The sequence below is a fragment of the Lysinibacillus fusiformis genome (assembly GCF_003049525.1).
GTDB classification, from domain to species: Bacteria; Bacillota; Bacilli; order Bacillales_A; family Planococcaceae; genus Lysinibacillus; species Lysinibacillus fusiformis.
In genome coordinates this window covers 408,697-434,536 of the sequence record NZ_PYWL01000003.1, presented here as the reverse complement: position 1 = coordinate 434,536, position 25,840 = coordinate 408,697, and the positions used below count along the sequence as shown (strand labels likewise).

At 38.1% G+C, this 25,840-nt stretch carries 27 protein-coding genes and 1 riboswitch; of the genes, 4 read left to right on the top strand and 23 right to left on the bottom strand.

What is annotated here, in order from left to right:
- Window positions 1-74 precede the first annotated feature (74 nt).
- Window positions 75-239 (bottom strand): hypothetical protein, encoded by a 165-nt coding sequence (locus tag C9J29_RS24315; RefSeq protein ID WP_164908727.1) that lies wholly within the window; start codon window positions 237-239, stop codon window positions 75-77.
- Window positions 240-432: 193 nt separating this feature from the next.
- On the opposite strand from C9J29_RS24315, the gene C9J29_RS11035 reads away from it, so the two are divergent.
- Window positions 433-957, top strand: coding sequence for a GNAT family N-acetyltransferase (locus tag C9J29_RS11035; RefSeq protein WP_089986074.1), 525 nt, complete (start codon window positions 433-435; stop codon window positions 955-957).
- Window positions 958-1,419: 462 nt separating this feature from the next.
- Here C9J29_RS11035 and accC read toward each other — a convergent pair whose 3' ends face one another.
- From accC to C9J29_RS10975, 12 genes are all read right to left on the bottom strand, one after another.
- Entirely contained in the window at window positions 1,420-2,787 is a 1,368-nt protein-coding gene (gene accC / locus C9J29_RS11030) for an acetyl-CoA carboxylase biotin carboxylase subunit (RefSeq protein ID WP_008179874.1), read from the bottom strand.
- A gap of 12 nt (window positions 2,788-2,799) precedes the next feature.
- Entirely contained in the window at window positions 2,800-3,297 is a 498-nt protein-coding gene (gene accB, locus C9J29_RS11025) for an acetyl-CoA carboxylase biotin carboxyl carrier protein (RefSeq protein ID WP_008179873.1), read from the bottom strand.
- Window positions 3,298-3,496: 199 nt separating this feature from the next.
- Window positions 3,497-4,051: a SpoIIIAH-like family protein gene (locus C9J29_RS11020; protein ID WP_008179871.1), complete on the bottom strand. Its 555-nt coding sequence runs from the start codon at window positions 4,049-4,051 to the stop codon at window positions 3,497-3,499.
- Entirely contained in the window at window positions 4,052-4,471 is a 420-nt protein-coding gene (locus tag C9J29_RS11015; protein WP_008179869.1) for a hypothetical protein, read from the bottom strand.
- Between the two features lie 207 nt (window positions 4,472-4,678).
- Window positions 4,679-5,590, bottom strand: a complete 912-nt coding sequence (locus C9J29_RS11010) for a stage III sporulation protein AE (RefSeq protein WP_036126944.1) — start codon at window positions 5,588-5,590, stop codon at window positions 4,679-4,681.
- A gap of 12 nt (window positions 5,591-5,602) precedes the next feature.
- Window positions 5,603-5,980, bottom strand: coding sequence for a hypothetical protein (locus C9J29_RS11005; protein WP_008179865.1), 378 nt, complete (start codon window positions 5,978-5,980; stop codon window positions 5,603-5,605).
- 5 nt (window positions 5,981-5,985) lie between these two features.
- On the bottom strand, window positions 5,986-6,195 hold the full coding sequence (locus C9J29_RS11000; RefSeq protein WP_008179863.1) for a hypothetical protein: 210 nt from the start codon (window positions 6,193-6,195) through the stop codon (window positions 5,986-5,988).
- Between the two features lie 92 nt (window positions 6,196-6,287).
- On the bottom strand, window positions 6,288-7,295 hold the full coding sequence (locus C9J29_RS10995) for an NAD(P)H-dependent flavin oxidoreductase (RefSeq protein ID WP_107922151.1): 1,008 nt from the start codon (window positions 7,293-7,295) through the stop codon (window positions 6,288-6,290).
- A gap of 206 nt (window positions 7,296-7,501) precedes the next feature.
- Complete coding sequence (gene efp, locus C9J29_RS10990; protein ID WP_008179859.1) at window positions 7,502-8,059, bottom strand: elongation factor P; 558 nt, start codon at window positions 8,057-8,059, stop codon at window positions 7,502-7,504.
- A gap of 17 nt (window positions 8,060-8,076) precedes the next feature.
- A complete protein-coding gene (locus tag C9J29_RS10985; RefSeq protein ID WP_008179857.1) occupies window positions 8,077-9,138 on the bottom strand; it encodes a M24 family metallopeptidase in 1,062 nt (353 codons plus the stop codon).
- 2 nt (window positions 9,139-9,140) lie between these two features.
- Window positions 9,141-9,575 (bottom strand): type II 3-dehydroquinate dehydratase, encoded by a 435-nt coding sequence (aroQ, locus tag C9J29_RS10980; protein WP_036126950.1) that lies wholly within the window; start codon window positions 9,573-9,575, stop codon window positions 9,141-9,143.
- A gap of 63 nt (window positions 9,576-9,638) precedes the next feature.
- Complete coding sequence (locus C9J29_RS10975; RefSeq protein ID WP_089986076.1) at window positions 9,639-10,064, bottom strand: hypothetical protein; 426 nt, start codon at window positions 10,062-10,064, stop codon at window positions 9,639-9,641.
- Between the two features lie 109 nt (window positions 10,065-10,173).
- On the opposite strand from C9J29_RS10975, the gene C9J29_RS10970 reads away from it, so the two are divergent.
- Window positions 10,174-11,145 (top strand): DUF1385 domain-containing protein, encoded by a 972-nt coding sequence (locus C9J29_RS10970; protein WP_051998125.1) that lies wholly within the window; start codon window positions 10,174-10,176, stop codon window positions 11,143-11,145.
- 131 nt (window positions 11,146-11,276) lie between these two features.
- Here the strand turns inward: C9J29_RS10970 and C9J29_RS10965 are convergent, their stop codons facing one another.
- From C9J29_RS10965 to C9J29_RS10940, 6 genes are all read right to left on the bottom strand, one after another.
- A complete protein-coding gene (locus tag C9J29_RS10965; protein ID WP_089986077.1) occupies window positions 11,277-11,759 on the bottom strand; it encodes a hypothetical protein in 483 nt (160 codons plus the stop codon).
- Window positions 11,759-11,965: a helix-turn-helix transcriptional regulator gene (locus tag C9J29_RS10960; protein ID WP_090002494.1), complete on the bottom strand. Its 207-nt coding sequence runs from the start codon at window positions 11,963-11,965 to the stop codon at window positions 11,759-11,761. Before C9J29_RS10960 ends, C9J29_RS10965 begins: the two co-directional genes overlap by 1 nt.
- Window positions 11,966-12,196: 231 nt before the next feature.
- Complete coding sequence (locus C9J29_RS10955) at window positions 12,197-13,135, bottom strand: alpha/beta hydrolase fold domain-containing protein (protein WP_089986079.1); 939 nt, start codon at window positions 13,133-13,135, stop codon at window positions 12,197-12,199.
- Between the two features lie 318 nt (window positions 13,136-13,453).
- Window positions 13,454-13,738 carry a hypothetical protein gene (locus C9J29_RS10950; protein WP_008181839.1) on the bottom strand — a complete coding sequence of 95 codons (285 nt, stop codon included), beginning with the start codon at window positions 13,736-13,738 and terminating at the stop codon, window positions 13,454-13,456.
- Window positions 13,739-14,220: 482 nt separating this feature from the next.
- Entirely contained in the window at window positions 14,221-16,791 is a 2,571-nt protein-coding gene (locus C9J29_RS10945; RefSeq protein WP_089986081.1) for a vitamin B12-dependent ribonucleotide reductase, read from the bottom strand.
- 188 nt (window positions 16,792-16,979) lie between these two features.
- Window positions 16,980-17,810, bottom strand: a complete 831-nt coding sequence (locus C9J29_RS10940) for a lipoate--protein ligase family protein (protein WP_025116068.1) — start codon at window positions 17,808-17,810, stop codon at window positions 16,980-16,982.
- A gap of 204 nt (window positions 17,811-18,014) precedes the next feature.
- On the opposite strand from C9J29_RS10940, the gene C9J29_RS10935 reads away from it, so the two are divergent.
- A complete protein-coding gene (locus tag C9J29_RS10935; protein WP_107922150.1) occupies window positions 18,015-18,401 on the top strand; it encodes a rhodanese-like domain-containing protein in 387 nt (128 codons plus the stop codon).
- Between the two features lie 406 nt (window positions 18,402-18,807).
- Window positions 18,808-18,884: riboswitch (glycine riboswitch) on the top strand.
- Window positions 18,885-19,047: 163 nt separating this feature from the next.
- Window positions 19,048-20,385, top strand: a complete 1,338-nt coding sequence (locus C9J29_RS10930; protein WP_107922149.1) for an amino acid permease — start codon at window positions 19,048-19,050, stop codon at window positions 20,383-20,385.
- Between the two features lie 34 nt (window positions 20,386-20,419).
- On the opposite strand, the gene C9J29_RS10925 is transcribed toward C9J29_RS10930, so the two are convergent.
- The 4 genes from C9J29_RS10925 to C9J29_RS10910 all read right to left on the bottom strand — a co-directional run bounded on the left by C9J29_RS10925 (window position 20,420) and on the right by C9J29_RS10910 (window position 25,766).
- Complete coding sequence (locus C9J29_RS10925) at window positions 20,420-21,382, bottom strand: glutaminase (RefSeq protein WP_008180161.1); 963 nt, start codon at window positions 21,380-21,382, stop codon at window positions 20,420-20,422.
- 84 nt (window positions 21,383-21,466) lie between these two features.
- A complete protein-coding gene (locus C9J29_RS10920; RefSeq protein ID WP_008180159.1) occupies window positions 21,467-22,882 on the bottom strand; it encodes a M20 family metallopeptidase in 1,416 nt (471 codons plus the stop codon).
- 22 nt (window positions 22,883-22,904) lie between these two features.
- Window positions 22,905-24,128, bottom strand: a complete 1,224-nt coding sequence (locus C9J29_RS10915; RefSeq protein WP_008180157.1) for an MFS transporter — start codon at window positions 24,126-24,128, stop codon at window positions 22,905-22,907.
- A 336-nt stretch (window positions 24,129-24,464) separates the two neighbouring features.
- The gene (locus C9J29_RS10910) at window positions 24,465-25,766 is read right to left on the bottom strand and encodes a hypothetical protein (RefSeq protein WP_008180156.1); all 1,302 of its coding nucleotides are present in this window, start codon (window positions 25,764-25,766) and stop codon (window positions 24,465-24,467) included.
- Window positions 25,767-25,840: the final 74 nt, after the last annotated feature.

The window sequence follows — 25,840 nt, the reverse complement described above, 5'->3', positions numbered from 1 at the left end:
CCAAATTATACAATGGTATAAACAAAAAACCTCTAACTGCAAAAAAAGTTAGAGGCTTTTCAAATAACGACCGCTTACTTCACTTTTTCTGCTACACCCAATACTTCGTTCTCTTCAAGGAACTTCGTATTGAATTGTGCTGATTTGAAGACGTCATTGTTCATGAATGCTTGGTGGAATGGAATAGTTGTTGCGCTTAGTTTATTAGGAGTAGGATTTATGTGAATGATGAATCTCATATATGCTAGTCCTTTTTATGCTTTCAAATCAATCATAAGAACGCTCATAGGCGCTACAGTCGCTTTGAACACTTCTACAAGATTTTGCAATCTCCATTTAACTACCAACTCTTACTCTAATATGTTATGTTTTTAAATAAAAAGAATTTTCTGTTAGTAAAGGAAAAGATAGAAATATGATGGGGGAATGAAGATGAAAATTAGAACAGCAACAATTCAAGATGCACAAGGTATTGGAAAGGTTCATGTTGACAGTTGGAGGACAACCTATAAAAATATTGTTCCTGATAGTTTTTTAGATAAATTATCCTATGAACAACGAGAAAAATTATGGGAAAGAAATATCATCAGAGAAGATAATTATGTTCTTGTCGCTGAAAATGAAATTGGAGAAACTGTTGGCTTTGCAGTTGCTTCAACTAGAGAAAAAAACGTTGAACGTAATTCAAGTGACTTAACCTCTATTTACCTACTAGAAGAATATCAAGGCAAAAGGATTGGAAAACTTTTATTGAAAGAGTTATTTATGTATTTTAAACAGAGTGGGTATCAGTCAATATTTGTAGAAGTATTAGCAGAAAATAAAACACGTTTTTTCTATGAATATTACGGAGCGGAATATGTGAAGACGGTGCAAATTAATATTGGTGGAAAAGTGTTAGAAGAATACGTCTATGTGTGGAATGATATTGATAAGGTTTTGGAAAAACTAAAATAGGAACTATGATCAACCATTCGACATTCAAAACAATAGTTATCATACTAAGGGCTTGTGAGTATGATTCAACCTCATTACAATCAAGTCCTTTTGCTATGCTCTCACAATCAAATGTGGGAGAATAATCCACTTGAACAAACATCTACTAAACGTTTAAAAGTTTATATATATTCACTGATTGTCGCTTTACGAACCCCTACAGACGCATTTGCCCTTTCACCATTAACAAAGCACTTTTAATTTCTACACCCGTCTTAGCCTCATGTCATTCAGCTACATCAATCATTAGCTTTGGTGGAGTAATGAGTATCGTATCTTCCACTTTAAACGTACCATCAAAGCTTCGTAGCTGTATAGCTTCTGTCATATCTTCTAAATCAAAGTCCCTTGTACGCTGATCTTTTCTAGATAAACAAAAAACCTCTAACTGTAAAAGTTAGAGGCTTTTCAAATAGCGAACGCTTACTTCACTTTTTCTGCTACACCCAAAACATCGTTCTCTTCAAGGAACTTCGTATTGAATTGTGCTGATTTGAAAACGTCATTGTTCATCAATGCTTGGTGGAATGGAATCGTTGTATTGATTCCAGGACCAGATACTTCAAATTCACCTAGCGCGCGATTCATTTTCGCAATCGCCTCTTCACGTGTATCGGCATGAACAATAAGTTTTGCCACCATTGAATCATAGTATGGTGGAATTGTATAACCTGCATAGACAGCAGAATCAATACGTACACCATAGCCACCTGGCGTTACATACGTATCCACAGTTCCTGCTGAAGGCATGAAGTTTTTATAGGCATTTTCTGCGTTAATACGGCATTCAATAGCCCAACCATTTAATTGAATATCATCTTGAGTGAAAGGTAGTTTTTCACCAGATGCAATTTTTAATTGTTGTTGTACAAGATCTACACCAGAAATCATTTCTGTTACTGGGTGCTCTACTTGGATACGCGTATTCATTTCCATGAAGTAGAACTTGTCCTCTTGATAGTCATAAATGAACTCAATTGTTCCAGCACCTTCATAGTCACAGGCTTGGGCTGCTTTTACGGCAGCTGCACCCATTTCAGCACGGCGTTCAGAAGAAAGAGCTGGAGATGGAGCTTCCTCTACTAACTTCTGCATACGACGTTGAACAGTACAGTCACGCTCGCCTAAATGCACGACGTTACCATAGCCATCCGCTAAAATTTGGATTTCACAGTGACGGAAGTACTCGATGAATTTCTCTAAATATACGCCAGGGTTACCGAATGCAGCAGCAGCCTCTTTTTGCGTAATATCAATACCTTTGACAAGATCTTCTTCTGTACGTGCTACGCGAATCCCTTTACCACCGCCACCAGCAGTGGCTTTGATGATTACAGGATAGCCAATTTTAGCAGCCCATTCTTTACCTGTTTCGATATCTGGCACAATACCAGTACCCGGAACAAGTGGAACTCCTGCTGCTTCCATTGTTGTACGTGCTACGTCCTTGATACCCATAATTTTAATGGAATCAGATGATGGACCGATAAATTTAATGCCAGCGTTTTCACAAGCTTCTGCAAAATCAGCGTTCTCCGATACAAAGCCATAGCCTGGGTGGATACCGTCAGCACCTGTTTTTTCAGCTACACTAAGTAGAGCTGGGAAGCTAAGATAAGAATCTTTTGATAGCTTTGGTCCAATACAGTAGGCTTCGTCTGCTAATTTCACATGTAATGCGTCTGCATCTGCCTCAGAGTACACAGCAACTGACTGAATGCCTAACTCTTTACAAGCACGAATGATACGCACAGCGATTTCGCCGCGGTTTGCAATTAAAACTTTTTTCATGATTTGCACTCCTTACTGAGCTTTTACAAGGAATAATGGTTGGCCGTATTCTACTAATTCGCCATCTTTCACAAGTACTTCAACGATTTCCCCTTGCACTTCTGCTTCAATTTCGTTGAATAATTTCATTGCTTCTACGATACATACAATTGTTTCGTTCCCTACTTTGTCGCCTGCTTTTACGTAAGCTGGTGAATCTGGGTTTGGTGATTGATAGAAGGTACCGACCATTGGAGATACAATTTTATGTAGCGATGGGTCGTTAATCGCTGGCGCCGCTGCAGTAGGTGCTTCTTCCACTTTAGCTGGTGCTGCTACTGGAGCTTCTGCTGGTGCAGATTGTTGTACAACAGGTGCTACTACTTCTTTTTTAGGTGCTACAGTTTCTGTAACAACAATATTATTCTTTTTTAACTTAACTTTTGCGCCATCTACCTCATACACAAACTCGTCAATTGAAGAAGAATCTACTAATTTAATAATTTCGCGAATTTCTTGAATTTTGAACATTTCTAACTCTCCTTATGAAATAAAATCTACTACAATAACTATTTTATATTTTTTCGAATCAATTTGAAATAGTTAAATGAAAATTAAGTAAATATGAACAAAATAAAAGGCTTTCCTTTACTAAGCGAAAGCCTTTTCATAACGCTGATATATAACAACTCTTTTTGAATAAACTAAAAATTTATTATTTTCTATATTTTTAATAATTATTCGCGCTGAACTTTACTTGTACATCATTTGCGCCTTCCATCTCTGTTCTTACTAAATATATAATTTCATTTGCTTGGGATTTTGATAATTCTTCAGCCATGACTGTAACAGAAACTTTTTCTCCTTCAGCACGAACAAATGCATCAGAATAGCCTAATGATTTAATGAGCATTTCAAGCATTGCTTCTGCTGATTCTCGTTTAATAAGACCATCCATTTCATTGAATGCCTCATTTTTTTCGTCAGCGGAAGATTCTTCTGAAGCAATTTTTTGTGTTAACTGCTCACGAAGTTGGCTTCTCTCATCACTAACTTGCATACGCATTTCTTCAAATAAATGACTCGGTGAAGAAACTTCTTGTGTCACATCATTCGTTGCTTTTTGATCTGTAACACCACTTACAGCTGTTTGTTGTAATGTATCATCCGTAAAAATAGTAAGACCATTGAACTGTTTTGCTGGATCAACCAAATAATACACTGAAATGACTGCTACTAAACTTAATAATGTCATAAACCAAACTGTTCTTCTACGTACGCGCATTTACTTTTCCTCCTTATTTTCCATTGGAACGATAATAATTCGATGAATCGGCAACTGCATCACTTGACTGACGACTGCACGAATTTCATTTTTCACAAAGATATCGGATGCACCTTCTGAAACAACTAGCATTCCTGTTACGTTTTTCGCGCCTTGCTCAGTCCCTCGAAAATATTGGCTGAATAGTTTATTGGCATCTTGGTCATCTGTCATCTCTCCATAATAAAAATAGACTTTAACCTCCCCAACACCTTGCATTGCTTTCAGTGTTTGCTCAAGTTTTTCTTCATTCGTGAGCGGTGAACCTTTGTCGTTCGTTGAATTCGTTTGATACATAGGCAAAATGATGAAAATACCAACGGAGGCAGCTACCAGTATTAAAACCATTAATGACGTTGTTTTTTTTCGTGTCTTTTCCACATCACTTGTACATTGCCTCCTTTCATCTTCTCTTTTTCAAGTGTATGTACGCTTGTTTCTTCCTATGAATTGATAAATGGAATCTTTAATAGCAATTGCAAAAATACTAACGTGATGACCAGTTTTGTGAGTGAAATTATTTCCTTATCATCCGTTAGAAACACAAATATCTGACAAACAAAGAGCAATGCCAATAAAAGAATCAATCTATCTCCCCCCTGCCATAACTTGTACGAACACAATGAGGAAAAAACAAGAGAACATAAATGAAAAAGCAATCAAAAATGATACTGCACATAAGGTAAATAGGGATTTACTAATTTGATCTAGTAGTCTACAAATATCATCAAAGGCAATTGGTTCTAAAATAGCCGCAAGCATTTTTAAAGAATAGGCACTGACAACAAGTTGAACAGTTGGAATAAACGATACGGTAATAACTGCGATAAAGGCACTAATGCTAGTAAGGGAGGATGTAAATTGTGTCATATGCTGAAACATTGAAAAGCTATCAACTATAAACGAACCAACCACCGGAATATTTTCTTCAATTAATTTTTTGACTGGCTCAGCTACAGCTGCATTGACGCTAAACGCTGCCACTCCTCCTGCAGTCATCAATAGGACGTAGCAAATAACAGAGGCAGAAACGATACTCATAATGGTAAAGCGAATCAAATCCGCGATCCGTGTAAAAGATATTTCCTTGACAATCACACTACATACATCAAAAACAATGGCTAACAAAACACCAGGAATAAGCCACTTACTACTAATAATTGTGAGAACTTGTACAAAAAACAGCAAAAAAGGCTGCCAGGATGCAATGGCTGTAATACTACTAGATAACATAAAGCTTGAGGTCAAAATAGGATAAAACGCCGTAAATAAATGGGCTAGTCCTTGTGCAATTTCATCAATTAATGTAAAAGATTTAACAACAACTGGTCCTATCGTAGCTAACACAATTAGAAAAAAGAGGATTCTTGTCCCTTTTTCAAATTCTGGTAATATCATGTTGATGATTAAAATCATGATGACATAACTACAAAGCAACAGTGTCATCTTGAGCAAGAGAAAGAATGGGTCGATTAAAAACGATAGTATTTGCTCCTGCAATGGCTCCGCTCCTTAGTTTAGCCTTTGTAAAATGGCCGACACCTCCTGTAAAACAGCCAAAAATTCTTTGAACCAATACAATAAAATAACAATCTTTACCGCCGCAAAAACAATGTTCCCGAGCACCCTATAGTTATGTTCTACAAGCAGCAATGACACCCATTGCCCGACATAGAACATACTTGCACTAATTAAAATAGCCTTTGCATAAGGCAAAAACGCAAGCGTTTCTAAAAGTTGCTTGACGAAGGGCAATAAAAGTGTCGAGAACAGCATGCCAAAAAGCAAAAACGAAAACATCACACTTATTAGCGCGTGGAGTGGCTGTATGACTTCTTTTATCAGCAATAATAAAAGCAGCATGACAACAGCAACGATAACAATTTCCATTTACCCTACCCGGATGATGTCAGCCATTGAAAGAATGTGAGAATTTCGGTAAAAAATAGACGTAAAAATCGGAGTAGTTCTGCTGTCATATATAAGTAGGCAATAAAAAATAGGAAAAATGAAAATTCCTTCTTCCCTGTTTGATCGAAGAAAACATGAAGAAGCGCAACTACTAGTCCCACTCCAGCAACTCTTAATACGTCTTGTAATTCCATTCCTACGCCCCCTCGTGTACAGCAATATATGTCGCTCTACAAAAAAAAAGACCTCTATACAGTTGTATAGAGATCTCTTCTATGTAAAAATTTTATAGCCATTTATCTACGATACTTTTGACCGTACCAGTGTGCTGAACAAGATGGCTATTTTCGCCCATCCACATCGATAAATATTCGGCATTGCCCTGTTCAGCACTTTTCTTACGAATAGTTGTCGTTAAATAATTTTGCAACGGATAGGGTGCAACTGTCGCATCCTTCATACGTCTAGTAAAATCATTTGCTAGACCCCTTGCTGGTTTACCCGTAAATGCGAGTGTAATGGTTGTTTCCTGTTCTTTTGATGCCAGCACCGCATTTTTATAAAGCGGAGAAATTTCACATTCTTCTGCCACCAGTAAAACCGTCCCAACCTGCACTGCCTGTGCACCGCTCTCTATAGCCTTCTGAATATCCTCCTTCGTCACGAGACCTCCCGCTGCGATAATAGGAATAGCTATGTTCCCCGCTACCTGCTGCAGTAGGTCATATAAAGGAATCAATTGAAGTGGTGCTGTAAAGGAACCTCGATGACCACCCGCTTCTCCGCCCTGTAGGACCACCGCATCCATGCCAGCCTGTTCAACTAGCTGAGCTTCCGCTAATGTAGTAGCTGTACCAATTGTATATACCCCATGCTCCTTTAACTGTTGGAGCACCTCCGCTGAAGGAATACCGAATGTAAATGAGCAGATCTTTACATTCTCCTCAATAACCGCTTGGACTTGTCCAGCAAAAACTTCCTTGGATACAACGCTTTGTACAGGCGATAGTCCAAGCTCATCATAAAAAGGTTGGAGTGCCATGCGGGCCTTTTGTAAAACCTCGATATCAATTTGCGGCTCCTCTTGTACGAATAGATTGACCGCAAAAGGTTTTGTCGTTAGCTTTTTCACTTCCTGAATAAATTGCTTTGTTTGTTCACCATCTAAGTAACCTGCACCTATAGAGCCTAATAATCCTGCCTCGGTACAAGCTGCAACGAATTTAGGTGATGTGACACCTGCCATAGGTGCTTGAATGATTGGTTGTTGACTATCTAGTATTGTTTGTAGCATAACTCTCACTCCTTACGATTATTGTAGACATTTCTCCCAATAATGACCATCTATCTGATGATAGAAACTTGGAGGGAGACAAAAAAAAAAGAGACAGTTTCTCTATCCATTATCACAATGTCCCGATCGTTTCACAAGAAATGTATAAGAAAAAAATAAAAACCTACCCTTTTAATAAAAAAGAGTAGGTTAATGATCATTAATAATTAAGCACGAGAAACGTAAGAGCCTTCTTCTGTGTTAATGATTAGTACATCACCTTGGTTTACGAAGAATGGTACTTGTACAATAAGACCTGTTTGAAGAGTAGCAGGTTTCGTACCACCTGAAGCTGTGTCACCTTTAATGCCTGGTTCTGTTTCAGTTACTTCTAATTGAACCGTGTTTGGTAATTCAACACCTAGCATTTCACCTTGGTAAGATTGAATATGAACTTCCATGTTTTCTTTTAGGAATTTTAATTCATACTCGATTGCTGCTGAAGCTAGTTCAGTTTGCTCGTATGATTCTAGGTCCATGAATACATGGTCGTCACCTTGTGCATATAGATATTGCATTTTGCGGTTATCGATTTGTGCTTTTTCTACTTTTTCACCAGCACGGAATGTTTTTTCATTCACTGAGCCGTTACGTAGGTTACGTAATTTAGAACGTACGAAAGCAGCACCTTTACCTGGTTTAACGTGTTGGAAATCTAACACGCGGTATAATTGGCCATCAACAACAATTGTTAGACCTGTACGGAAATCGTTTACTGAAATCATTTGTGTTCCTCCAAAGTTTATAAAATAATGAGTTCTTTTGACGAATGTGTGAGTAATTCATTTCCTGTCTCAGTGATTAAAATATCATCCTCAATACGGACACCACCGATACCTGGTAAATAAACACCCGGTTCAATCGTCACGGCCATACCTGGCTCTAGCACTGCATCAGAACGCATCGATAAGCCAGGGCCTTCATGTACTTCAAGACCGATACCATGTCCTAAAGAATGACCGAATGCTTCGCCATATCCTTTTTCTTTTAAGTAGTCACGTGCAATAGCGTCCGCTTGAATACCTGTTAATCCAGGACCCACTTTTTCAAGTGCTAACAGCTGAGAAGCAAGGACTGCATTGTACATATCTACTAATTTTTCAGATGGTTCTCCAACAGCCACAGTACGCGTAATATCCGAAATATAGCCATTGTATAGCGCACCAAAGTCTAATGTAACAAAGTCGCCTTTTTCAATCACTTTATCCGTTGCCACGCCATGTGGTAATGCTGAACGAAGACCAGACGCAACAATTATGTCAAACGAAGACTGAGTCGCTCCTTGTTTACGCATGAAAAATTCTAATTCATTCGAAACCTCAAGCTCTGTTTTACCAGGCTTGATGAAGCCTAAAATATGTGTAAATGCGTGATCTGCAATTTCACACGCAGCCTTAATAATATTAATCTCTTGTTCCGTCTTAATCAAGCGAATTTTTTCAATTAGCCCAGAAATCGGCACTAAATCAGCTTGAATATTCGATTTATACAGTTCATATGTGCCATAGCTTACAGTATCTCTCTCAAAGCCCAGTAATTTGATGCCCATATTCTTTACTTGTGTAGCAATTTCTTCAATAATTGTTGCTTCATGCTTAACAATTCGGAAGTCCTGAATTTGCGCGGCAGCTTGTTCTGTATATCGGAAATCTGTAATAAACACAGCATCATTTTGAGACACAATTGCTACGCCTGCTGTCCCTGTAAAACCAGTCATATAGCGGCGGTTATACCCATTCGTAACTAAAATACCATCGATGTTTTGTTCTTGAAGTGCTTTACGTAGCTTTTGTAATTTCAACATAATCAATTCTCCCTCTCGATAAATGTACGTAGTGCCAGTTCATAGCCTTTCGTACCTAGTCCACAAATTTGACCAAGGCAGGCCGGAGCAAGATAGGAATGATGACGGAAAGCCTCACGTTTATGGATATTGGAAATATGTACTTCGATTACTGGCACAGAAATTCCTGCAATAGCATCGTGTAACGCGATGCTTGTATGGGTATATGCACCAGGATTAAAGATGATGCCATCATATTTTTCGTCTTCTGCTTCATGCACCCAATCCACAAGTACCCCTTCGTGATTGGATTGACGAAATTCAACTGTGGCACCTAAAGAAGCCGCAAGATTTTGAACATTTTCTTGAACATCATCCAATGTTTCATGTCCATAAATATGTGGCTCTCTTTTTCCAAGTCGATTTAAGTTGGGTCCATTCAAACATAATAACTTCACGCTTCTATTCGCCTCTTTCTATGTACTTGCCATTTATTTTATCATACACGGCGCATACAGCAACTAATTTACTTTTTGCGCCGTATGCTCCCTCTGATGAAAATTGGCTGTTTCTAACAAGAAACGTAAAAGGCAAACCACGACAACAATGAATGGGATCGAAAGCTTTTTAAAGGAAGAAAGTTGTAATGGTAAATCTAATGCAATCCATTCTAATAAAATCGTTACAAAAAGCCCTAGCAGTAGCGAAGAAAAGACCGCCGGAATGACATAGACATAGCGCATAGTCATATATACAAACAATCCGATGATGAATAGAAGAAATATAAAGAAGGTCCAGTGAAATAATTTAGAGCTTTCTTCAAACCATCCCCATTTTTTATAAAAACCAATCGGATGCCATTTAATAAGATTAAAATAATGCAAACCTTTTAAGCACAATGCTAAAACAAGCGCATTTACAAGTGACGTTATTGTCCCTATTTTCACAATATTTCCTCCCTTGCCCACTAATCATTTCCTAAAATGTACGATTAGTGTAGCCATATAGAAAATTTACTATGCGTAACTGTAGAGGTTTTTGACTAAATTTAGTACAATGGTACAGTTGAAATATATAAAGAGAGTGGTGTTAGCCTTGAGCAATTCACCTGTATACGGGGGACAAGCACAATTAGAAGGTGTGATGTTCGGAGGAAAGGATCATACAGTTACAGCCATTCGTCGTAACGATGATTCCATTGATTATTATCATTTTAAAAAAGTACAAAAGCCTATTTTACAAAAGCTTAAAAAAATCCCATTTGTTCGAGGCGTTGTCGCGTTGATTGAATCAGCAGGCTTAGGTTCTCGTCATATGCAATTTGCAGGGGATCGTTATGATGTAGTACCTGGTGAAGAAGAAGATAATAAAGAAGAAGGATCCAAACTTCAAATGATACTTGGCGTTGCTGTAGTAGGTATTCTTTCCTTTTTATTTGGAAAATTTGCCTTTACACTAATTCCAGTTTTTATAGCTGATTTTTTCTCTAAATGGATTGAAGGAAAAACGGGCCAAATTTTACTTGAAAGCGGTATTAAACTACTATTACTGCTCACATATTTATATTTTATCTCGTTAACGCCTCTCATCAAACGAGTATTTCAGTACCATGGAGCCGAGCATAAAGTCATCAACTGCTATGAAGCTGGTTTAGACGTTACAGTTGAAAATGTCCAAGCACAATCACGTCTACACTATCGTTGTGGTAGTAGCTTTATTCTTTTCACAGTTTTTGTCGGCATGTTCTTATATTTCTTTGTGCCAACTGACCCGCTATGGCTACGTATTTTAGATCGTATTTTATTAATTCCAGTAGTACTAGGCATATCATTTGAAGTATTACAGGCAACAAATGCTTGCCGTAATATCCCTGTATTACGATTCCTTGGCTATCCTGGTCTATGGCTTCAATTGCTAACGACTCGCGAACCAAAGGATGATCAAGTGGAAGTTGCCATTGCATCCTTTAATATGCTACTTCAAGTAGAGCAACAGCCAGAAATAGCAGCAACATTAAATCATGATTAAGGAAAAGGCAGTCCCAACGTAAGTTGTTGGAACTGCCTTTTTTATATAGATGCTAGCCTTGCATTTTTCGTTTAAATGCCATAATCGCAGCTCGATAAACCTATCCAAAGGGATGAAACGTACAACTAAACTTACTTGGAAACTTTCCTATTGACTGTAAGGGCAGTAAATATCCCCATCATACTAGGCAGAATACTGAATAATAAAAACAGCCAATTATTTGTTAGGATCGAGATAATGGTAAAAATAAGTAGTGATGCGACATTGATGCATATACCTAACTTCACATAAGAAGGCTTAAAAGGTATTGGTCTGTACATGTTGATAGTCAAAATGAGCCCAATGATCGCCCAGCTCCCTAAGTGTACAAATAAAAGTACAGCTAAAACCATGGCAGTGCTTAATTTAATCCCAAACACTACTAAAGAAAAGAAAATATAAATTGCTGCTAACGTCAAATACCATGAATAAGATTTCGCCTTTTGCCAAATATGGTCGTGTACTTCATCTAAGCCTCTATTTTTCTTCGCTTTTTTCCTTCCGAACCACCAGCCAAGGATGCCAAAAATCATCCCGCCGTACAGTCCAAGAATACCCCCTATAGAAAATTCCATTATGTCATTCCCTCCTCTTCGAAAATAAAAACTTCCTCAATCGTGCAGTTGAACGCTTTTGAAATATTGTAGGCAAGCTCTAATGATGGATTGAATTTTCCCGATTCAATTGCAATAATTGATTGTCGTGAGACACCCACTACCTTAGACAAATCCTCCTGCGTAATCTTTTTCGATTTCCGCAATTCACGAATTCTGTTTTTCATAATGCCTCCTCATTAAATGTAAAGTAAACTGTACATTTAGTAATAAGTAAAGTTTACTTTACATCTTTTATCATGTCAAGCTAGCTTTACAATTTGATTTTCGTTTAAACAATGAGATGTGAGGGGCTTAGCGTAAAAATCCGTTTATTAAAACAGGAAATAAAAAAAGCGTGTTTTGAAAAATCAAAACACACTTGGGATCTCCACACTATTTATTTAGTGTAACCCTTTCTATTTCAACACTTTACTATGAATAATATTTATAATTTTCTGTTGAGCGTCTAGTGCTTCGGGGATGGGCATGACAACAAATACATGGTTCATTTTAGGATAAACAAAGGTTGTAATATCAATCCCTTGCTCGCTTAGTTGTTCATCAAACTTTACTGCATCTGGATATAAACTTTCATGGGTGCCAATAAAATGAGTAATACTCGCTAGACCTTGAAAATCACCATAAATTGGACTAATCAATGGGTCCTTTAGATCCTTATCAGCTGCCCATATCTTTGTGATGACGCTCATTCCTTCACTAGCTAGCATAGGGTCCTTTTCTTCATATTCAGGGATAAGAGGATTTTCTAGACTTAGGTCAACACAAGCCGATAGTAAAATAATATCTTGTGGCTGTGGTAAATGGTTTTGCTTTAAAAGCTGGGCCAAACCAAGTGCTATATTACCTCCTGCAGAATCTCCTATAATCGTTAATTGATTGGAGCTTTCAACCGACTCTAAAATCCTATTATAGAGATGAAGTATTTTTTGGTACGTGTCCTTATGATTAAAATGAGGTACTTTTGGATATATCGGAGCGATAACTTTTGCCTGTAATGCTTGTGCTATTTTATCCATGAACAGCCAGTGTAAATTTAACGGTTGATTCGTCCAAGCACCACCATGAATATAGAGAATCACTTTTTGTTTCGAGGACTTTTGATCATTTAATGTAAAAACTTGCATATCCTCAAAAGTTTGTTCATCCTTAACACTTAAAAATTGAACATCATCCCCAATGACATAAGGCTGATTATTCACAGTTGCTCTTTGCTTGATGAACTGTTTAGCATTTTCAACACTAGAAAAACTCACTTTATTACTCTGGGAAAATAACAACTTTTCAAATAGAACACTTTCTTCAGAACGCTCTCCATTAAAAATTACTACACTCATTACTTTATCCCCTTTCACCATTTTTTTATCTAGTTGGATGTATGAGAACCCTAAATAAACAAGCCTTAAAATCAAATGTCATTAGCTAGTACTTTACAAAATAGGTGTTGTCGTCAAACTTTATTACAATTGACCGGACATTATTTTAATTCCACAAATTGGCGTATACTCCTTCAAATTTGCATGTTAAATATAAAATATCTATCCGCTTCTTTGAAGAAATAAAGCTGGGTTAAAATGAATGAAGTTCCCAAAGCATTTTTGAGAACTTAATTTTGCTTACCATTTATCCGTATGAACCCGAATCAGTATTATTTTTTATTTTTTATTTTTTAGCTCTAATAGTATAGGTACTATATTTAGTAAGATAGAAACAATTGTCAAAAACCATAATGCCCTTTCCATACCTGGTACTACATCCTCTAAAGCTGCCCAATCTTCTACTTTTACCCAGCTAGATACAAAACTATATTCCGAACAAAGTGTCAATGCTGTAAATGATAACCCCATTGCCATCGCTAGTTTATAATCTTTACCTGTTGTATACAAATAAAGATTTATAAAAGTTGCTACTATAGCAATAAGTCCGAATAGTAACCACATTATGCTACCTCCCTTTTCAATATAGACATAAATTGTAATGAGGATGTTCCCAGCCCTTAATTGGAAATTATTATAATTATTGTTGTAAATCCACACTTTCCTGATGCGACTCCTATATATATAAATGTTTGATTGGTAATGATTCTTTCTTGCTTTAATGGAGATTTTACCATAAGGATATATATTCCAACATAATCAGCCTTTCACCAGAAACATTGTTATAAAAGTATTCCACTCTTCCTTTAAGTACAATACTAATCGGCACCAGAACTTTGTCCAAAACCCATTCTTCAATATCCTCACAATAGATGATGAACATTTAGTCGAATAAGTTTTGATTCTACTGGAGTCATATCAGACCTATAATTTTCAGAAAAATATAAAAAAATAACCTCTTACGGCCATAATACCGAAGAGGTTACTTTTAATCAAAATTTATTACCGTTTTCATTCTTTTATTCAAAGCAACAAGAACATAAAATTTACAGGCCGCATTTTAACTGTGCGCCACAGTTTGTACAAGTATTACAGCCGCCCATTTCTTCGACTGTTCCTTTACGACATACTGGACATGTATTTCCTACGTCCGAGCCAATTACCGTCGTGGACTCTAGTGCTTGAATCGTATCAACTAATACGACTGGACGTGTTGTATGTTCTTCTACTAATTCTTCCTCAAATGATAGTTGATCCATATCATTTTCTTCGGCTTTTAGCGTAAGTACCTGTGAATCACGGCTACCATCCACATAGACCGTACCACCTTTAGCGCCACCTTTATATAGTCGCTCATATACTTTTTCAACTTGTTGTACAGTATAGCCTTTTGGCGCGTTTACTGTTTTAGAGATCGATGAATCAATCCATTTTTGAATAATACATTGTACATCCGCATGTGCCTCTGGTTTTAGCTCCATTGCCGTTACAAACCATTCTGGAAGCTCTTGCTCACTAGCCTCTGGATGACGATCTAAATATTCTTTTACAATTTCAGCTTTCACTTCAATGAACTTACCTAGACGGCCAGAACGGTAGTAAGTGAAGGAGAAATATGGCTCAAGACCTGTTGCTACGCCTACCATTGTTCCTGTTGAACCTGTTGGGGCAACCGTTAATAAATGGGAGTTACGGATACCTGTTGCTAAAATTTGCTCCTTGATGTGAGCAGGCATTTTTTGCATGAAGCCTGTTTCTGTGAAAGCTTTACGTAAACGAGCTGTTTCTTCGTCAGTAGCACCTACTAAGAATGGGAAGCTTCCACGCTCTTTAGCAAGCTCTGTAGACGCCTCATACGCGGTTTCAGCAATTGTTTTAAAGATTTCATCGACTAAAGCATTACCTGCTTCAGAACCGTATTCTTTCTCACAATAAATGAGTAAATCAGCTAGGCCCATTACGCCTAGACCAACACGACGCTCACCAAGTGCTTGTACACGGTTTTCCTCTAAGAAGTATGGAGTTGCATCAATAACATTATCCTGCATACGAACACCAACACGAACCGTTTCACGTAGTGCTTCGTAATCTACAGTTTGATTGTCTTTATTCGCAAATTGTGCAAGGTTTACCGCTGCCAAGTTACACACTGAGTATGGCGCAAGTGGCTGTTCCCCACATGGGTTAGTTGCAACAACGCTTTGACCATATGCCTTTGCATTCGTCATATCATTCGCATTGTCGATAAAGAAAATTCCTGGCTCTGCAGAGTATGTTGCACATACGTTAATTAAATTCCACAATTCTTTCGCTTTGATCGTGCGATATGTGCGGATTTTATAGCCCATTTTCTCCCATTCACGAACGTCACCAACATGATGCCATTCTGTGTTGTAAGCATGCATTTCTTCTTTCGAGTATTCTTCAACCGCTGGGAAACGCAGTTCGAAATCAGCATCGTTTTCAACAGCTTCCATAAATTCTTTTGTTAATGTTACGGAGATGTTTGCACCTGTTAAAAACTCTGAGTTATGCACAGTATATGTGCCACCATCACGTAATTTATTTTCAGCCTCACGAATAATGGCTGTATCAAATCCACCTAAACCTTCAATGCTTTTATAGTTTACAATGCCTTGATACATAGCTTCTTCCTGCATAGAAAGTGGCTTGAAGTTTAATTTCTCTTTAGCTAGACGAATGATTGTTTCATCCGTTGTATTTTCAATTAGGTAACGCAGAATACGTGGGTTTTGCATTTTCGAAATAATAAACTCCACAATATCTGGATGCCAATCGGCAAGCATAATCATTTGTGCTCCACGACGTGAGCCACCTTGCTCTACAAGATGTGTTAATTTAGCAATATCATCTAACCAAGAAACAGAACCTGATGATTTACCGTTTACTCCACGTGCCAATGTGTTGCGAGGACGTAATGTGGAACCATTTGTTCCTACTCCACCACCACGGCTCATAATTTCCATTACTTGTTTACGGTGATCACTAATACCTTCACGTGAATCCGCAACAAAAGGCATTACGTAACAGTTAAAGAATGTTACATCTGTTTCAGATCCTGCTCCGTATATTACTCGTCCTGCAGGAATGAACTTTAAGGACACTAATTGCTCATAAAATTTTTCAAACCATTCTTGGCGTTTTTCTGGTGTTTTTTCAACAACCGCCAGTCCTGTTGCATTTCGTTTAGCGATTTGTTCATAAAAAATCTCAAGAGGCTTCTCTAGCACGTCAATTGAACGCGTAATCACACCCGTTTCTTGCTCCTGTGGATCGTCTAAAACGCTACGATAATCTTCCTCAATCAAAATATCAGCTGTTTTTGTAGTCATGTCCAGCTTTTGAATTGTCCCTAAACCACGTGCAGGGAACTTTGGATCAGCTTTTACCGTTAAAACAACAAAGTCACCGGCTTTTAGTGTTTTCTTTTCTGTGTCTTTAAACGAGTAGCGATCGATCATGACAAGTCTTGATACACCTTTGTGCGTGATGTGCATATCAGGCGTTACAGGGTGTACCTGCGGGAATTGTTCGATATCTTTGTTTAACTGTTCAAATTGATTGTTTACATCGGGTTGATGATTTGTGAGTACCATCGTTTTGCCTCCCTTACAAAATAAATACACAATATCATGTGTCGTTAAACACTACATATTGTGTATATGTCTTTAAAAAAGATACTATATATAGATTTTCAATTCAACTCTTGCTTTTTTCAATAGAATCGTAACTACTTGTAATAGCAAGGATTTAACGCTTAAAAATATTTTTTTTATACCATTTTTTACTTTTTGAAGTTCCACTCATCAGATGCATATTTTTTTTCTTCTAATGCACGGACATATTCTAACTGCTCCTCAGAAAGTGTAAATGGTTTTAATTCAATTTGCAACGATTTTGCAAAACCATCTCGAAAAGCAGTCACACATTGTTCAACTGTCACAGGTTCATCCACAAGACTGTTAATCGCTACTGCTTTCTCTGGTAATTTTCTGCGCATACGATCCTTCGCTTCTTCACTCGAAAAATTAAAGACCGATAATAACTTCTCCTGATCTAAATCTAATAAAATGGCACCATGCTGCAATATAACACCTTTTTGACGTGTTTGCGCACTTCCCGCTATTTTTTTCCCTTCAACTACCAGCTCATACCAGCTTGGAGCATCAAAGCATACTGCACTTTTCGGACTCTTTAAGTCTGCTCTTTTCTCCTCTGTATCAGGGACACTAAAATAAGCATCCATCCCTAAGTTATGGAAACCTTGCAAGATGCCTTCACTTAGCACACGGTACGCCTCTGTCACTGACTCCGGCATATTTGGATAGCTTTCTGTTACGATGACACTATATGTGAGCTCATGCTCATGCAGCACAGCTCGTCCACCAGTTGGTCGACGTACAAAACCCAAGCCTTGCTCACGTACAGCATCTAAATTTATATCTTTTTTGGCTTGCTGAAAATAACCGATTGATAATGTTGCCGGTTCCCACTCATAAAAACGAATGACAGGTGGAATTAACCCCTCACTATGCCAATCAAGTAATGCTTCATCTAGTGCCATATTAAAAGAAGGACTACATTTCCCTGAATTTAAAAAATACCAAGTTGTCATATGTTCATCTCCTACAATTTATAAAAATACCTCAGGCCCCACCTGCGGTTCAACCTTAACGAAGATTACGTTACAGTTCAAGTTGTGGCTTTGCAAACGATATCGACGAATTCGCCACAATCTAGTTAATTTTATCAAACTCATTGGACTATCGCTAGCGCATCTTTTATAATAATAAAGAAGATAGAAAGGGGTAAGAAAATCTTGGACATACTTATCACAATCGGTGTCGTTTTAGTAGTCGTAATTGCATACATCGGTATTAATGCACTAAGACTCAAAAAAGCTGTAACCAACTTAACACAAGAACAATTTATTGAAGGCTATCGTAAAGCGCAGCTAATCGATGTTCGTGAACAAAAAGAATTTTATGCTGGTCACATTCTTGGCGCACGAAATGTTCCTTCCACAACATTACGTCAACGTTATAAAGAAATTCGCCCAGATTTACCAGTATATTTATACTGTCAAAATACAGGCCGTAGCTCACGTGCTGCACTATTTCTTAAAAAACGTGGGTACAACCAAATTTACCAACTTCAAGGCGGTTTCAAAACTTGGACAGGTAAAATAAAAGCCAAAAAATATTAATATTTCCCTAAAAAAAGTCGTCTCAAAGAACTAGGAGACGGCTTCTTTTTATACAAAAAATTCAGAGTTTCTACTATATTATATCTATTGCAAAATTTTAAGTGGCTATTCCTACACTCTTTCATACTATAGTGATCCTCTCTCCCCTCACTTGTCCCACTCCATTTCTTCACATAAACCTTTCGTATTTACCCATTTGCGCATACTTCGGAAATCTTTGTATGTCCAAAAATACTAATTATCGTTAGTAATTTTCATTTATTCACTACATTCTTCTATTTTTCTGAAAATAATATAAATTTCTAGTTGAATATTTGTAAAAGCACTGCTAGGATATATAATATCTTAAAATAATATTTATGTTAAAAAATTAATAAGCTATGAATGCTATGGATCAAACTATAGCAGGAGCAGTTCTGGAGAGAGCGCAATTTGCGTCGCCGAAGGGTTCACTATCTCAGGCAAAAGGACAGAGGAGTAATAACAGCTTTTTTAAGCGATGCCATACGATGGTTACGAATGATTTCATGAACCATCCGTGATCAAATGGTATTTGTTATTCTGACGTTTTTCCGAGACTAGTGTCACAACTAGTCTCTTTTTTTATTTTTCCAGTCATTTTTTATGCATCTTTGGGGGGATTAACGTGGAACAGCAACAATTAAAACGTGAATTAAAAAATCGCCATGTACAGCTTATTGCCATTGGTGGGACAATAGGAACCGGTTTATTTCTAGGCTCTGGGAAAGCCATTGCATTAGCAGGGCCTTCGATCATCCTTGCCTATTTAATTGTCGGAACGGCACTCTTTTTTGTTATGCGTGCATTGGGCGAACTATTATTATCGAATTCAGGATATACATCATTTACGGATTTTGCCTCCGAATATATAGGGCCATGGGCAGGGTATGTAACAGGCTGGACCTACTGGTTCTGTTGGATCATGACAGCGATGGCGGATATTATCGCTGTAGGGGTTTATACACAATATTGGTTTGATATCCCTCAGTGGGTTCCAGCTATTGGTTGTTTAGTAGTATTACTACTACTGAATTTATTGACGGTCAAACTATTTGGGGAGTTAGAATTTTGGTTTGCTATCATTAAAGTGATTACCATTGTGGCGCTCATTATCCTTGGACTAATTATGTTAGTGACAGGCTTTCAAACAAGCTCTGGGACGGTTTCAGTAGATAATCTTTGGGTCCACGGTGGCCTGTTTCCAAATGGAGTATATGGCTTTTTAATGGCCTTCCAGATGGTTGTTTTCGCTTTCGTCGGTGTGGAATTAGTAGGGGTATCAGCAGCCGAGACTGCAGACCCACAAAAAAACATTCCTTCTGCTATTAATAAAATACCATTTCGAATTCTACTCTTTTATGTAGGGGCACTGTTTGTCATCCTATGTATCAATCCATGGTATGAAATGTCTGCCACAAGCAGTCCATTTGTCCAAGTATTTACGTTAGCGGGCATTCCAATTGCTGCAGGTATTATTAATTTTGTTGTGCTCACTTCAGCCGCTTCTGCTGGTAATAGTGGTTTATTTTCAACAAGTCGCATGCTCTTTAATCTTGGTAAAAATAAACAAGCATCACCTGCTTTTGCTAAGCTCAATAAAAATAGTGTTCCAAGTAACGCACTAGTCATTTCTGCAATTGTTGTATCCGTAGGGGCACTGTTAAGTAAGCTAATGCCAGAGAATGCCTTTAGTATCGCAACGACTATTAGTGCGATTTGCTTCATATGGGTGTGGAGTATTATCATCATTTCTCACATCATCTATAAACGGAAAAATCGTGCCCTACATGAAGCCTCAAGCTTCAAAGCACCGCTGACACCTTTTATTAACTACGTAGTGCTTGCGTTTTTTGCTTTCCTATTAATTGTGATGTTTTTTTCTGAGGCAACACGTACAGCTCTTCTCCTAACACCTATTTGGTTTATTGTCCTATTCATTCTATATAAAATGAAAAAAAGATGACTTCAGAGCTCACTCTGAAGTCATCTTCTACTCGTTAAAAAATGGTCATATCCCATTCTGTCGCTAAATGTTTCAGTAATTGGACACCTGCGACACTATTCCCGATAGGATCGATGGCTGGTCCATAAATACCTATGCCACAGCCAGCAGGGAATGGTGAATCTAACCCTGCATGGCCTGGGACAGCAGTAAGAATGGCACCAGAAACACCACTTTTAGCAGGAAGTCCAATAAATGCCGCAAATTTTCCTGAAGCATTGTACATACCGCATGTTACCATTAAAGCCTTTGCTAATTTTGCCACTTGTTTAGGAAATAACTGTTTCTTTAATAGCGGATGATAGCCATCATTAGCGATAACTAAACCAATCATTGCTAAATCGGATACATTGACTTCAATCGCACATTGCTTTAAGTAAACCTCAAGAGCCGCTTCTACTGGGCAGTCTAAGAAACCAGAATCCATTAAATAGTAGGCTAGTGCTCGATTACGGTTAGCTGTCTGCCACTCAGATTGAAACACTTCCTCGTTGACACTTAATTGCTTACCTATGATTTGCTCTAAAAATTGCAGGATTTTGTCAATCTTCTCCTGTGGTGAATGACCAATCATCATAGAGGAGACAGTAATCGCCCCAGCATTAATCATTGGATTAAAGGGCTTTCCTGGCTGATGACTTTCTAAGCGAATAATAGAGTTGAATGTATCCCCTGTTGGCTCAACATCAACCCTCTCTAATACATAGGGCAATCCTCGATCCATACAGGCCAGTATAAAGGTGATTACTTTGGAAACACTTTGAAGCGTAAATAACTCCGTCGTATCACCAGCTTTAATTTCATGCCCTTCAGTGCCAATAATGGCTATAGCTAATTGATTTGGGTCTTTTTTAGCTAATGCAGGGATATAGTTAGCGCACCGTCCTTCTTTTGCGGCAGAGCGAAACTGTGTGACCGATTGTGCCACAAGCTGATCGTGACTAGGTTGTGTTGACATTACTGTGGACTCCTTTCAAAATGTGCAAAAACAGAGTCTTCATAGTTCTCCTATGAAGACTCTATCCATATTTTTGCTATCCTTTTATAGCTTTGGAGACATTGTCCCCTCCGGAATTAACGATTCATACGTCTCCCCATCAAGACGTTCTTGCCATTCCTTTTTAGCTTCCTCAATCAGTATTGGATTACCCAATAACTCAATAGCTGTACACGCCATAATTTTAGCAGCTTGTAGCATACCTTTATGGGCGATTGGTGTGACACCTTGAGAAACAACTTGCCATGTATGCAGTGGCGTTCCTAATGCCATACATACTGTCGTACATTGAACAGTTGGCACATTCCAGCTAACATCTCCCACATCAGTAGAGCCACCCATGATAAATTCAGGGAGCATTCGAGGAATATGATCAGCAATAACTTTTCCTTGTAATTGTTGAACATCACCTTTATGTAGACCAACTAATGAAGAGGCTTGTACTTCAGGAGAAAACGTATTGAAAATAGCCTGAGCATACTGTTCATCCTCTATTGTATAGTCTGGCATGCCAATTTCAAGTATTTGTTGATACATGGCATCATAAAGTGTCTTATTCGTTATTAAATTAGAGGCAGCACCTTCAAAATCGATTTCTAGGGAAGTACCTGTCATGAGCGTTGCACCCTTCGCTATTTGTTCAACGCGCTGATAGATTTCTTGCACTTGTTGCTTTTTAGGTGCTCGCACTAAATAGGTAACCTCAGCATATGGTTGAACAACATTCGGAGATGTTCCACCAGAGTTTGTAATAGCATAATGCACTCTTGCTTCTGGAATAATATGCTCTCGTAAGTAGTTTACCCCAACGTTCATCAGCTCAACAGCATCTAATGCACTTCTTCCCAGATGAGGAGCAGCTGCAGCATGTGCACTTTTACCTGTAAACTTAAATGTAACAGCATAGTTTGCTAGAGAGCTACAAGTCATCACCGTTGAAAACGTACCAGGATGCCAAGAAATGGCGATATCTACATCATCGAATAAGCCAGCTTTCGCCATATAAGCTTTACCAGATCCATTTTCTTCTGCAGGGCAACCGTAAAAACGGATGGTTGCGGATTGTGGATGTTGCTCTAAATAATCTTTTACGGCAACAGCTGCTGCAAATGCTCCTGTTCCTAATAAATTATGGCCACAGCCATGACCACTTCCCCCATTCTCAAGAGGCTCATGAGTGGTAACACCGCCCTTTTGGCTCAAGCCTGGTAGTGCATCGTATTCCCCTAAAAAGGCGATGACTGGCTTTCCTGACCCAAAAGTTCCAACAAGCGCAGTATCAAGCCCAGCTAAGCCAACCTCAGTTTGAAACCCCTCGTTTTCGAGTGCCTCTTTCATATATTGCATGGATCGTTTTTCTTGAAAATGAAGCTCCGGTACAGCCCAAATTGCATCGCTTAATGCCACACTAGCATCCTTCTTTGCCTCAATAAATGTAGAAATTTTTTCTTGAAAACTCATTATTGTCCCTCCAATTTATTCATTATGCTTTCAATAATGCTCCTTTTTGGTCGTTTAACGTTACAAGCGACACAATACAAATGAGCGCGAATCCAATTAACATCCAAAAGGCTGCATCAAACGAACCATTAAAGGCATCGACCATAAAACCAATAGCCATAGGTGTAACAAACCCCGCTAGCTGTCCGCCTGTATTCGCGATCCCCATAGCTGAGCCTGTTATAGACGAAGGCAATTTCTTTAGAACAATTACGGGTAGTAGCGTAATGACAAACGCAATAAAGATAGAAACAACTGTTTGATAGCCAATAAATAATGTCACCGTTTTCGCTGTAAACATTAAATACAATAAAAGACCGATGACTGCACAGGAAATAGAGCCTAACACCTTTTCCATTCCTCTTGGAAGCTTATCGATAATATATCCGCTACCATACACCCCAATAATCGTTGTAATAGCAGGAATTGTTTGTGCCCAACCAATGGACATTAAGTCTAGTCCACGATTTTTTTGAAGGTAGGTTGGAATCCACGATACTAATCCCCAGTTCACCGCATAAATACAGAAATAAGCAATAATCAAATTCCACATGAGCGGTGTTTTCAGTAGTTCTTTAAAGCTTACCTTAACAGCCGGACTACCTGTCTCAGCAGCATCTACTGTTTCAGCTTTCGGGAGCTGAATGTATTTCCAATATAAATAAGCAATAATCGCTCCAATAGCCCCGATAATGATAAACATCATACGCCAGCCAATCGTTCCTAATAAATAAGCGGCCAACAGCGGTACAATTAGCGAAACAATCCCACCAGAAGTCAGCATAATTGACATCGCTCTGCCTCTTTCTTCTTTCGGGAAAATCGTGGCAATAATCTTAGAGCTAGATGGTTGAAATCCACCTTCTCCGATGCCGAATAAGAAACGAATAACAATCATCGCTGTTAAAGACCAGGCAATAGCCGTAAGTCCGGTAAATATTGACCACATGATGACAGCCATTAGCAAGATTCGTTTTGCGCCAAATTTATCAGCTAGCCAACCTCCTGGTATTTGCATAATGGCATAGCCTAAAAAGAAAGCGCTTAAAATAATACCCGTAGAAGATGCATCCAGTTGCAAATCGCCTGTAATTGAAACGACTGCGTAGTTCATAATATAGCGATCTAAGTTCCCTAAAGACCAGCCTAAAAATAATAGCGCAAGGATAACATTTCTAGATTTTTTCGTTACTTCATTTGTTGTCATTTATATCCCTCCCATGATCAAAAACCTTCTCTTTATGGCAGTGATTGCATCACCGCTACAGTTGTTCTTTAAGATTCTTGCCCCCTTGCAAATCTAGTAAAATCAAAACCCCTTTTATATACCGACATTTTCGTTATATATTCGTATAATAATCAAAGTACTCCAAAAAAACAATATTTTTTTGAAAATTTCTAATAGATAGTCGCTTCTCTAGCTATGAATGATCGGCTCAAAAAAGCGCACAACTTGTGGACTGGTCTTTGTTTTATCGATCCTAAAATTTTAGAAAAAAAAATGTCCCAAACCACACATTGGTTTGGAACATTTTTTTAGTTTCTAGACAAGCTGATACATTTTGATTGGTCTACCACGCAAATGCTGTAATTCTTCGCCACAAATTCTTGCTAAATCTACACTACATAAATCCGCAACAATACGCTGTGCATTTCTTTCACTCATTTGAAGCTGTGTTGCTAAATCCTTTGTCGTAAAATGCTTCCAGCGCATTTTCTGCACAAGCGCATGGATTTTCATATACGTTTTAATACTAATATTACCTTTTTTTAGCTTTTCTAAAATATCGGGATCTTCTGCTCGGTAAGAATAAGACAACTCTTCCATATTTCCGACCGACTCAATAATCGTACCGTCATCCTGAATCATAACGATATCGATGGCCTCATTTTCCTTGGTCTGCCTTAGCCCTCGATGAGCATGTAGTTCTGCATTGAATACGGTTTGTGCAAAACCAATACCTGCAGTTACTTTTGCTTCCATTTCGATGGATAACTGATACATTTTTTCCTGTAGAAATTTAATTTGCCCTTCAATGGCTCCCCTTGTACTAAAAATTGTATATTTTCCATTCCCCTCTTCAATGAGGGAACCGTCAATTTGTTCACAAAGTTGAAGTAGATGTTCCTTAGTACGTAGCTCTAAATATTGGATGCGATACCCTTGCTTCATACGCTCCTTTAAGGAATCAAAATCCTTGATTTCAAGCATTACTGCACCAATTTGAGTTTCTTTATAGTAGGATGTTTTAATTTTTTCCGTAAATAGCTGAACTGTATGGTAAATTTCTGTTTTTGTGGGAGATACCCAATAGGAGGGAACGCCTCGATCTTTCAGCTCTTCATCGACAGATGGATAACAAGTGATGGCAAAATCGATCTTTCCCTCCTGCCAAAGTGTATAGTGAAAATCAAATAACTCTTTTGGATCAATGGCTACATCAAATTCCTTTAAATACATATGATTGACATTCTTTTGGATCTCCGCTAGACCCTCTGAAGCCATTTGTGAGGGAGAAGGTATAATATCGATACTAACATTTTCAATAAACTTCTTTTGCCGATAGGATTGCTCTAAAAATCCTCTATAAATAGCCGCCTCCGAAAAAATGATATGAGCCAATTTATCCTGTGAAACGTTTGTTTGGCTCGCTATCTTATAGGGGATATAGCCAGAAAACAGCCAGAAATCCACATCTTGATCATAGGTCTCCACAAGATGCTTTGTCTCTGTCGCTATCGTATAAATATATGGAATAAATTCCATATCCTGTTCAATCTCTCTGGCTAAAGCAATAATTCTTTGGACGGATTTGACAGGACCCACAACACCTATTTTATACATCTTTTTGTTCCTACCTTCTTTGTGAAACTGCAATAGTTATGTAAAAAATTTCTTTTCTCTTCTGTTCATAGTAT

Bases quoted from the DNA above. Each gene is read 5' to 3' on its own strand.
- C9J29_RS10985 (WP_008179857.1), bottom strand. From the start codon at position 9,138: ATGTTGAAATTACAAAAGCTACGTAAAGCACTTCAAGAACAAAACATC.
- efp (WP_008179859.1), bottom strand. From the start codon at position 8,059: ATGATTTCAGTAAACGATTTCCGTACAGGTCTAACAATTGTTGTTGAT.
- C9J29_RS11005 (WP_008179865.1), bottom strand. From the start codon at position 5,980: ATGGAAATTGTTATCGTTGCTGTTGTCATGCTGCTTTTATTATTGCTG.
- C9J29_RS10960 (WP_090002494.1), bottom strand. From the start codon at position 11,965: ATGAAAAACAGAATTCGTGAATTGCGGAAATCGAAAAAGATTACGCAG.
- C9J29_RS10995 (WP_107922151.1), bottom strand. From the start codon at position 7,295: ATGCTACAAACAATACTAGATAGTCAACAACCAATCATTCAAGCACCT.
- C9J29_RS10945 (WP_089986081.1), bottom strand. From the start codon at position 16,791: ATGGTACTCACAAATCATCAACCCGATGTAAACAATCAATTTGAACAG.
- C9J29_RS24315 (WP_164908727.1), bottom strand. From the start codon at position 239: ATGAGATTCATCATTCACATAAATCCTACTCCTAATAAACTAAGCGCA.
- C9J29_RS10965 (WP_089986077.1), bottom strand. From the start codon at position 11,759: ATGGAATTTTCTATAGGGGGTATTCTTGGACTGTACGGCGGGATGATT.
- C9J29_RS10915 (WP_008180157.1), bottom strand. From the start codon at position 24,128: ATGACAACAAATGAAGTAACGAAAAAATCTAGAAATGTTATCCTTGCG.
- C9J29_RS11000 (WP_008179863.1), bottom strand. From the start codon at position 6,195: ATGGAATTACAAGACGTATTAAGAGTTGCTGGAGTGGGACTAGTAGTT.
- C9J29_RS10910 (WP_008180156.1), bottom strand. From the start codon at position 25,766: ATGTATAAAATAGGTGTTGTGGGTCCTGTCAAATCCGTCCAAAGAATT.
- C9J29_RS11020 (WP_008179871.1), bottom strand. From the start codon at position 4,051: ATGCGCGTACGTAGAAGAACAGTTTGGTTTATGACATTATTAAGTTTA.
- accB (WP_008179873.1), bottom strand. From the start codon at position 3,297: ATGTTCAAAATTCAAGAAATTCGCGAAATTATTAAATTAGTAGATTCT.
- C9J29_RS10925 (WP_008180161.1), bottom strand. From the start codon at position 21,382: ATGTCAACACAACCTAGTCACGATCAGCTTGTGGCACAATCGGTCACA.
- accC (WP_008179874.1), bottom strand. From the start codon at position 2,787: ATGAAAAAAGTTTTAATTGCAAACCGCGGCGAAATCGCTGTGCGTATC.
- C9J29_RS11035 (WP_089986074.1), top strand. From the start codon at position 433: ATGAAAATTAGAACAGCAACAATTCAAGATGCACAAGGTATTGGAAAG.
- C9J29_RS10970 (WP_051998125.1), top strand. From the start codon at position 10,174: ATGGTACAGTTGAAATATATAAAGAGAGTGGTGTTAGCCTTGAGCAAT.
- C9J29_RS10950 (WP_008181839.1), bottom strand. From the start codon at position 13,738: ATGTGGTTACTATTCGGACTTATTGCTATAGTAGCAACTTTTATAAAT.
- C9J29_RS10920 (WP_008180159.1), bottom strand. From the start codon at position 22,882: ATGAGTTTTCAAGAAAAAATTTCTACATTTATTGAGGCAAAGAAGGAT.
- C9J29_RS10955 (WP_089986079.1), bottom strand. From the start codon at position 13,135: ATGAGTGTAGTAATTTTTAATGGAGAGCGTTCTGAAGAAAGTGTTCTA.
- C9J29_RS10940 (WP_025116068.1), bottom strand. From the start codon at position 17,810: ATGACAACTTGGTATTTTTTAAATTCAGGGAAATGTAGTCCTTCTTTT.